Here is a 6,288-nt window from a genome sequence, read left to right as displayed (position 1 = left end):
CCGCCATGTCAGGATCCTCAGCAGGTAGCCCGAAGCGGCCAGGTAAGCTTAGCTCAGAACGGCCAGGTTAGCTTTGCCTCCATAATCAAAGTGCGCATAATCATGATTATGTTAAATTTGATATTTTGAAGCACACCACACATCATGCTGGGCTTTCTGGTGCTCACTTCTACGGCGCCAATTCTCGCTCATCAGATTTATTCCACAAATGCATAAAATTTTCTTTACTCAGCTTATGACAGTTACATGAATCCTGTAATATCCCTATCCACTCTGCCCACCTTTTCAGCATGCACAAAGAGTATCAATGCGTAAAAGTGTCCTCTCAGATAGCACCCCTCGTCTGCTAAAGACTTCTCTTGGAAGAAGTATGGCCGTATTTCTGCTTTCCATCAGTTTACTGGTTGTGGCTATTAATGCCTGGTCTCTTTGGCACTCCTGGCAGCAACACCTGGCAGAAAAAGAAGAGGATGCACGCAATCTCTCGCTCTCATTAGCCAAACAAGCTGAAGATGCCTTTTTACAGGTTGATATTACCCTCGCGGATGCTGTGCGCCAGTTACGTCAAAACGGCAACAGCTTTGCTGCAACACCGCAGTTCCTGCATCAAATCAAAGACCAGCAGAGCAAGCTCCCTCAGCTGCACGGATTGTTTGTTTACGATACCGAGGGACATTGGGTGGCTTCATCTGGCAACTTCACGCCAACCAATGCCAGTAACGCCGATCGTGATTACTTTGTCTGGCATCGGACGCATCCCAGTCTGGATATCCATATCAGCCATGTCATCCGCAGTCGCTCCACCGGTGATCTGGTGATTCCTGTTTCGGTACGCCTAAATGATAATGCGGGGAATTTTGCTGGTGTCGCCCTTGCGACGGTCAAAGTGGATTATTTCCGGCAGTACTACAGCTACTACACGCTTGGCGATAAAGATGCGTTGGGATTGATCCTGGCGGATGCCACGGCCCTCTACATCCGCCCTTTCCCTGATACTTATATTGGCCGAACCCTATCCGCCAGCCCGCTGTTTCAAACCGAGCTGAAATCCGCTTCAAGTGGCAGTGCAACCTGGCGTTCAACGCTCGACGGTGTTGAACGTGTGTTCGGCTATGCTCGACTAGAGCGTTATCCACTGATAGTGACGGCTGGCTATGACCGTGACCGGCTTCGCATGGAGTGGATGACGGCCAACCTGACGAATGTTTTGCTCAACATTGTGCTGCTCTTAACCATTACCGGCATGGGCGTTTTTGTATTGCGTCAGGTGGGTACCAATGTGCGTAATCAAATTGAACTGACCCATGTTCGTGATGAACTGACCACCATCAACCATACGCTGCAATCCCTGGCGTTGGTCGATGGTTTGACCGGGCTGGCGAATCGCCGTCAGTTCGATGCTCTGCTGGAGCAAGCCCTGCTTCGTTCAGAAAAGCACGCTGAGCCGCTCTCGCTGGTGATGATCGATATCGATTATTTCAAACGCTATAACGACACCTACGGGCATGTTGCGGGTGATGAGTGTTTGCAGGATGTCGGCCTGGCGTTAAAGGATAGCGTGCATTATCAAGGCGATATCGTGGCACGTTATGGCGGTGAAGAGTTTGCGATCATTCTGCCCAGCACCTCAGCCTTTGATGCCAAAAAAGTGGCGGAGCGCGCGGTCAGATTTGTTGCAGAAACCGGCATTGCACATGAAAGCTCAGATGTTCCAGCTGGCGTAGTGACCATCAGCGCTGGCTACAGCACGCTGACGTCAACTGGTAAAACCGGCGAAGCAGACCAGCTGAAACAGGACGCCGACAAAGCCCTTTATCTGGCAAAACGCAGCGGGCGTAATCAAATTAAGCCCTGATGTTCGCTATCAGTGCGCTCTATTTCTTCACGCTGAGAGACAGGTGTTTAGCGAGCAAAAACGGCCTTAAATAGCCAACAGCATTGGATAGCGGCAATACATCGGCATTGAGTTTAATGCCGATTTCATCGCGCAGGTAATCACGTCGACATGTAATTCGCTGCCAAAGTTTCGGATACGCTTCAGCGATCTTAGCCTGAAGTGATGAATCGGCCAACGCAACACACTCTTCTGCGCTGACACCGTTATAGCCCGGTACCGATGGAATGATATCGAGCTGCAATATCATGCCACTTCTCAACAGTTCGCCGGAATTTGGGTAAACCGGCGATGACATCCACTCTTCATCAGCAACCAGATGGCCGGGATTGAGATGCCAGCCATATCGGGTTTTGGGCAGTACATCTTCGATCACGTCATAAAGCTCACCGCCAGACATACCCACGCGGATATTTTCCAGCCAGGCTACCTGTGCAGAGAAGTAGGGTTTAGCGATTCTGTCTAACCAATCTTTCTGAGCGTCAGGCAGTTCAGCAGGACTGGCGATAACGAAAGCAGCTCTGCTGGACAAGCCACCTTTAAATCCTGTGGTCAGCGACAAAGGATCGCCGTGCTGCACCCTTTTGTATGTTGGATAAAGGTTAGCATGATCGAAGCGGACGCCGGTGGCAGCGATGGAGACCACCGTATTGTATTGGCCTTCCGCCGTCAGAAGCGCGCCCAAATCAATTTCCCGCACTCCTACTTCCACCGCGTCCATCGCATTAAGAATACAGTTAGATGCCAGATTGGCCCCATACTCATAATGCGCGATTTCATTGGCGTTGTTGGTCACTCTTGCACCGCCAGCGCCGCTAATAAATAAGTGCGCTGCATTTAACAGTTCAGCCTCTTTTTTCAGCGTGCGTTGCAACGCATCAAAAATAAAATAAGGTACATCGAAATAGGCAGAACCATTGCCTGCGGCTGGGGTGAACATTTTCCATCCCACCAGGCCTACTTTACTTTTGTTACTCAAGCCGGCAGATGCCAGAAGGTTTTCAAGCGGTGTTTCATGATCCATTGGCTGGTTAGGCAGCGAAAACAACGGGCAGTGAAGCAACGTGACAGGTACGCGTGAAAAGCGAGCCAGTTTGAGATTCTCATTCCCGAGAATAGCGGTACATTCTCCACTGGCATCAACGATCAACAGCCCCTCTTCAAAACGCGGGATGAACCCTGTTAAGTATTCAAAATTCCCGCCGTGTTCTTTGTCTGCATAAATGACCAGCGCATCAAAACCGCCCTCGACCATCCTTTGCATAACCATATTTTTTCGCTCCAGCATAATCTTGTCGGAGAGGAAAACGGGTTCAACCTGGGTAAATTTTATCGGTGCTTTAGTCGGGCCAAGCTGAATTGGGGGAGACATCATGATGAATGACCTCAGGTTAACGTGTTGAAGGCTGGAGTGGCGGAAACTGATTGCCGCAGGATTAAGCAAGGTAGCACCTGTTGATTTTAATTGTGCACGGATAATGTCTTTCCCGATTCCTTTCTCACCTCAGACACACAAATTTTGTGTGAGGCCACCCTCAATTTCTTCACTCAATGCTGGTTAAGCAAGAAGCTCAAGGCGCAGAATGGAATATATAACCGTTAGTGAATATATATTCATGCATTATTGTATCGCCTCGGATTACCCTAATCCCTAAGGAGAATGTCTTATGAGTGGTTACACCTACCCGAAATTTGGTGCCGGTTTGTGGCATTTTGCTAACTACATAGATCGTTATGCCGTCGACGGATACGGTCCGGCGCTCAGCACGCTAGACCAGATCAAACTGGCTGGCAGTGTTGAAGACTTATCGTATGTTGATGTGCCCTATCCCTTTACTGAAGGTGTTACCGTTGCCCAGGTTAAAGAAGCCTTAGACCAGGCTGGGCTGAAAGCGATTGGCGTGACGCCTGAAATCTATCTGCGCCGCTTTTCTCGCGGTGCCTTTACTAATCCTGATCCCGCACTGCGCAAACAGGCCTTCGACCTGATGCATGAAGCGGCCACAGTCGTGCGAGAATTGGGTGCTAATTATGTGAAAATCTGGCCGGGACAAGATGGATGGGATTACCCCTTCCAGGTTGATCATAAAAATCTTTGGAAACTGGCGGTTGATGGCATGCGCGAACTGGCGAGTGCCAATCCTGATGTCAAATTTGCCATCGAGTACAAACCGCGTGAACCACGCGTTAAAATGACCTGGGATTCCGCTGCGCGCACCTTGTTGGGGATCGAAGATATCGGCCTCGATAACGTCGGCGTGTTGCTGGACTTTGGCCACGCGCTATTTGCCGGTGAATCACCAGCGGACTCAGCCCAGTTGATAATTGACCGCGGCAGGCTGTTCGGTATGGACGTGAATGACAACCTACGTGGCTGGGATGACGATCTCGTTGTCGGCACAGTGCACATGACAGAAATTTTTGAGTTCTTCTATGTGCTCAAAATCAATAATTGGGATGGCGTATGGCAGCTAGACCAATTCCCCTTCCGTGAAGACCATGTTGAAGCTGCCAATCTGTCGATTCGATTCCTGAAGCATATTTACCGTGCACTGGATAAGCTGGATATTGCCGCGTTGCAAGCGGCGCAAAGTGAACAAAATCCACTCAAAGCCCAGAAAATCATTCAAAATGCGCTGTTAAGCAGTATTGAAGACTAGCCCTGTTGTGCCCGGCACTTTTTTGGCCGGGCAACCTCAATACGCCCCACGCACGTCACCACCTAAATTCTCGTACGTAATTGCTTGTTATAAAGGTTGGGTAAAACAAGCTGCATCCGAATTACAGCAATCTTGAAGCCTCCCTACTACGTGTGGACGTGAAAAGCATTCGCGAAAAAATCTATGAGCAGAAGTGTTATGGCTCAAGGGGTTGGCTGTGCATCCTGAACGAACTTGGGTTGTTGAAGCAATATCGGGTTATCTCTCACCAATGCCGGCAGTGCTCTCGATTCACGCCAGATAAACGCGATGCTGAAGTTTATCAATACCTTTGTAATCTTTAACTGCCCTCCGATGACAGTTCTTTAGATGCGCGCGATAAACTGCTGTTTAGCTTCAATCGACGCAGTGGCTTACTGATGCGCATCTTTCAGAGACCTTATTGGATGTTGTAACTTAAGCCCGTAATAAACAAGCGGAGCATTGCCAGAAAAAATTTGCACCCGGTAGCATTTCTATTCTCTTGTTAGGATGCTTCGCCCAAATTTTGTGATCCAGATGAAGGAATCAATTTTTAGCGCGTTGACTAATTTCTAGCCTCATCTGAAAGTAATGTTAAGCGCTCAGGGTCACAGCGAAAAATATACACCGCACTGTGTGTTGATACGCAATTTATTGCACCCGGGTGCACAAATTCCCTATCCACCTTACAGAGATACAAACATGAATTTAATTAAAGCAATAATAATCGCCTGTGGTTTACTCAGTGTGTTTGTCGTGCAAGCCAAAACGTATATGGTGGGCGTTGCTCTGGCGAATCTGGATCTTAACTTTGTTTCAATCCTCCGCAGTCAAATGGAAACGCAGTTGAAAGAGAAAGGATTGAATAGCCAGTTTGCCGATGCCAAAGGCGATGTTTCACTGCAAATCTAGCAGGTTGATGATTTTATTAATCAGGGTGCCGACGCGATTATCGTGAACCCGGTAGACACGCAAGGTGTTATGCCTGTGATTGCTGCAGCAAAGAAAGCCAATATCCCTCTGATTTTCGTCAACCGTAAACCTGAAGTGCCCCTGAGCGGTAAGATGGCTTACGTTGGCTCCGACTCTGCTTTGAGTGGAAAAATGGAGATTGAAGCGCTGGCAAAACGCATGAACAACCAGGGGAACATCGCCATCCTGATGGGTTCACTCTCTACCGAGGAAGCGCGCCAACGCACTAAAGCCGTTGAAGATTATGTCAGCGCTCATCCAGGTCTTAAAGTCATTCAAAAGCAGACCGCTAACTGGCAACGCAATGAAGCCGTCGATAAAACCCTCTCCTGGCTACAGGATGGGAACTCGATCAACGCCATTGTTGCTAACAATGATGAGATGGCAATTGGTGCGATTATGGCACTGGATCAGTTGAAGAAGAGCGATGTGTTAGTGGCTGGCATTAATGGCACACCGGATGATTTGCAATTCATCAAGAATGGCAAAATGGCGGTGACCATTTTCCAGGATGCGAAAGGGCAGGCCATTGGCGCAGTTAATGTGGCAAGCGATATGCTGACCGGCAAAAAAACCGAAGCCTATAACTGGGTGCCCTATCAGACCGTCACGAAGGAAAATTACCAGGCCCTCAGTGACAAGAATCAAAAGTGAGATGATGGCGGTCGACAGGGCCGCCAGTTACACGGATGATGATGGCCCCCCTTTTTTTGGCGTGAAAGCTCCATGTGCCAACGCTGT

At 48.9% G+C, this 6,288-nt stretch carries 3 protein-coding genes and 1 pseudogene; 3 read left to right on the top strand and 1 reads right to left on the bottom strand.

All coding sequences use genetic code 11. The features are described from left to right. Positions 1-370: 370 nt before the first annotated feature. Positions 371-1,855, top strand: a complete 1,485-nt coding sequence (locus CRO33_RS09165) for a sensor domain-containing diguanylate cyclase (protein WP_097117923.1) — start codon at positions 371-373, stop codon at positions 1,853-1,855. A 19-nt stretch (positions 1,856-1,874) separates the two neighbouring features. Here the strand turns inward: CRO33_RS09165 and CRO33_RS09160 are convergent, their stop codons facing one another. Then, complete coding sequence (locus CRO33_RS09160) at positions 1,875-3,269, bottom strand: M24 family metallopeptidase (RefSeq protein ID WP_097117922.1); 1,395 nt, start codon at positions 3,267-3,269, stop codon at positions 1,875-1,877. Between the two features lie 292 nt (positions 3,270-3,561). Here CRO33_RS09160 and CRO33_RS09155 point away from each other — a divergent pair, with 292 nt between their 5' ends. Further along, entirely contained in the window at positions 3,562-4,554 is a 993-nt protein-coding gene (locus tag CRO33_RS09155) for a sugar phosphate isomerase/epimerase family protein (protein WP_097117921.1), read from the top strand. 723 nt (positions 4,555-5,277) lie between these two features. Next, positions 5,278-6,201 (top strand): annotated as a pseudogene (locus CRO33_RS09150) (substrate-binding domain-containing protein). The last annotated feature ends 87 nt before the right edge of the window (positions 6,202-6,288 follow it).

The sequence above is a fragment of the Pantoea sp. GL120224-02 genome, assembly GCF_900215395.1.
GTDB classification, from domain to species: Bacteria; Pseudomonadota; Gammaproteobacteria; order Enterobacterales; family Enterobacteriaceae; genus Pantoea; species Pantoea communis.
Note: the sequence above shows the minus strand (reverse complement) of the source record. Positions and strands in the feature narration are given on the sequence as shown.